Origin of the sequence: Oribacterium sinus (assembly GCF_963537195.1) — a bacterium.
GTDB classification, from domain to species: Bacteria; Bacillota; Clostridia; order Lachnospirales; family Lachnospiraceae; genus Oribacterium; species Oribacterium sinus_A.
This window is the reverse complement of the sequence record NZ_CAUTEG010000156.1, coordinates 1-3,016: the sequence shown is the minus strand read 5'-3', so window position 1 is coordinate 3,016 and position 3,016 is coordinate 1. Positions and strand designations below refer to the sequence as shown.

General features: G+C 45.1%; 3 protein-coding genes. All 3 read left to right on the top strand.

The window, feature by feature from the left end; genetic code table 11:
* On the top strand, positions 1-1,457 hold a 1,457-nt coding region (locus RYL27_RS11265; RefSeq protein ID WP_314967210.1), incomplete at its 5' end, for an ABC transporter ATP-binding protein.
* 171 nt (positions 1,458-1,628) lie between these two features.
* Positions 1,629-2,213 (top strand): MptD family putative ECF transporter S component, encoded by a 585-nt coding sequence (locus RYL27_RS11260; RefSeq protein WP_314967209.1) that lies wholly within the window; start codon positions 1,629-1,631, stop codon positions 2,211-2,213.
* Between the two features lie 166 nt (positions 2,214-2,379).
* A partial coding sequence (locus RYL27_RS11255) for an energy-coupling factor transporter transmembrane component T (RefSeq protein WP_314967208.1) occupies positions 2,380-3,016 on the top strand: 637 nt, incomplete at its 3' end.

Below are 3,016 nucleotides of genomic sequence, written 5' to 3'. Positions count from 1 at the left end.
TGAGAAAAAATATTGCAGAAACTCTGGCAGACCTTCCCATTGCCTATTTTTCCAAACATGACTTAAGTGATTTATCGGAAAGCATTATGTCCGACGTGGAGAGGATTGAACACGCTCTAAGCCATTCTGTTCCCAAAATCGTGGCGATGTTTTTCTTCTTCCCGATTATGGGAATCCTCATGTGCTTCTCGAACTGGAAGCTGTCCCTTGCCACCCTTCTCCCCACGATTTTCAGTTTTCTTTTGATTCCCTTATCCAGAAAGCTCGTAGTGCAAAACAATCAGAAGTACTATCATCTTTTGCGGGAAAATGCGGAAGCTTTTCAGGAACACATCGACCTGCATCAGGAAATCAGCAGCTTTCTCCCGGACAGGGAGGTTAAAGAAGCTTTATATCAAAAAATGGACGAGCAAGAAAAACTTCACTTAAAAACGGAAATGGGTTCCTTTATCGTCATGGGATGCTCATCCATTTTTGCTTTCCTGAGTGTTGCTACGGTGATTTTCGTCGGTTTCCCGCTCCATCAAAATGGCAGCCTTTCCCTCCTCTACTTCTTAGGCTTTATCATCGCCTCCATGAAATTAAAGGAAATCTTCGACATTTCCAAAGAAAGCCTGATGGAAATTTTCTATATTGCACCGGCGGTGCAGCGCATCTCCGAAATCAAGTCTGCAAAGAAGCAGGAAGGGGAGAATACGGTGCTTTCCGACTTCTCCATTGACTTTCAGGATGTGTCCTTCTCCTACAACGAAGACAGGGCGATTCTGAAAGACGTCTCCATGTCGGTAAAGGAAGGGGAACTTTTCGCTTTGGTGGGTCCCTCCGGCTGCGGAAAAACCACCATTTTACGCCTGCTGTCCAGACTTTATGACGCAGATACCGGAAAAATTCTCATCGGCGGAAAGGATTTACAAAACACGGCCACCGACTCGATTTTCCAAAAAATCGCCATGGTCTTCCAGGAAGTGAACCTCTTTAATACCACTATCCTGGAGAATATCCGTCTGGGTAGAGCGGATGCCACGGACGAAGAAGTGCGGGAAGCGGCACGTCTTGCGAACTGCCTGGACTTTATTGAAAAGCTTCCCGAGGGCTTCCAAACCAGAATCGGAGAAAACGGCGCGGAACTCTCCGGCGGAGAAAGACAGCGACTTTCCATTGCCAGAGCCTTCTTAAAGAATGCTCCCATACTTCTCTTAGATGAAATCGCCGCAAATCTGGATATTGACAATGAAAGAAAAATTCAAGAAAGCCTCAGCAGCCTAATCCGCGGGGAAAACCGAACCGTGGTTCTCATTTCCCACCGTTTGAAGTCCATCGAGAAAGCAGACCGTATCTTAGTGCTGTCCTCCGGAGAGGTGGATGCGGTGGGCACCCACGAAGAACTGCTGGAGCGCTCCAAAGTCTATCGGAACCTGGTAGAAAAGAGCCGACTTGCCGAAGAATTCAGCTATTAAAGCCGTATCGAGAAAAACTCCAAAGCCTAATAAAACGGATTCCGGAATACTCCGGAACAAGGGAAGAAAATCTGCTCTTGAAAGGAGCTTACTTCATGAGAGTAGTTTTTCGTTATGAAAGTAGCTTACGTCATAAAAGAAGCTTTTCGTTATGAAAGGAAGATTTGCTTTATGAATAGAAATAAACTGACCATTAAAGACCTGGTGTCGATCGGTGTTTTTGCCGTAATTTACTTTATCTGTATGTTTGCCGTCGGAATGATGGGTGTCGTTCCGATTTTATATCTTGTCTACCCTGCTGCATACGCTCTTATCGGTGGGCCTATCGTCATGCTCTTTATGGCAAAGGTGAATAAACCCTTCGGGCTTCTCATTTTCGGTATGATTACCCCCTGTATCATGTTCCTATTCGGACATACCTTTGTGGTGCCCCTCTTCTCCCTTCTTTTCTGTCTCCTTGCAGAAGGCATCCGGCGGATGGGAAACTACCAGTCCGGCTCTGCCACGATGCTAAGCTATGCAATTTTTAGTCTCTGGCCCTGCAATTCCCTGCTGCAAATGCTTCTGTTGAAAGAGCGTTATATGGAGATGGTTGTAAAAGAAATGGGAGAGAATTACGGAAATGCCATTGAAAAGCTGCTTAGCGTACAAAATATGGCTATCGTTTATGTCTGCACCTTCCTTTTCGGACTTCTCGGCGCCTTTCTCGGAAGAAAGCTTTTGAAGAAACATTTTGAAAAAGCGGGAATTGTATAACAAGACGGAGCAAAGTCATACGAGTAGAACAAGACAGAATAGAGCAAGACAGAATAGAGCAACACGGAGCTAAGCAATACGGAATAAAATAAGACGGAGTAGAACAGTACGGAGCAAAATAGTACGGCATAGAATAGTACGAAATAGAACTGTATGGAGTAAAATAATGCAAAATAAAAGTAATTTAGAGCGTACCATCAAAGAAAAACCCTGGGCGGAAAAGCGGAATCCCTTTAATCCAAACCCAATTACCAAGCTTCTCGTTTTACTGTTTTTGGGCTTCACGATTATGAACTATCTCCCCTTTTACAGCGAATGGGCAGTGGTTCTTTTCTTCTCTCTCTTCTTCTTTCTGAATGGATTTCGAAGAACCGCTCTGTTCTCCCCCTTTGTTTTCGCCGCCCTTTGCTTTATCCCGGGATACTCTGCCCAGTATTTTATGCCGCCTCCCTTACGCATCCTCTTTTCCTTCCTTTATCTTTTTCACCTGCTTTTTTTGCCCTATCTTGCAGGAAGCTTTTTTATGAAAACTTCGGATGTGGGAGCCATCTTAAGCTCCATGGACTTTCTCCATATCCCCCAATGTATTTCTATTCCTGTTGCCGTGATGTTCCGTTTTTTCCCCGCCTTTACGGAAGAGAAGAAAGCCATTGAAAGAGCCATGAAGATTCGAGGAATTCAGACCCGGAACCCGATTCAGAATCTGCTCTATGTCTCCATTCCGCTCCTCATCATTTCCGCGAATATAGCGGAGGATATCGCGAAGGCGGCGGAGTGCAAATGCATCGAGAATCCCGTCAAAA

Bases quoted from the DNA above. Each gene is read 5' to 3' on its own strand.
- RYL27_RS11260 (WP_314967209.1), top strand. From the start codon at position 1,629: ATGAATAGAAATAAACTGACCATTAAAGACCTGGTGTCGATCGGTGTT.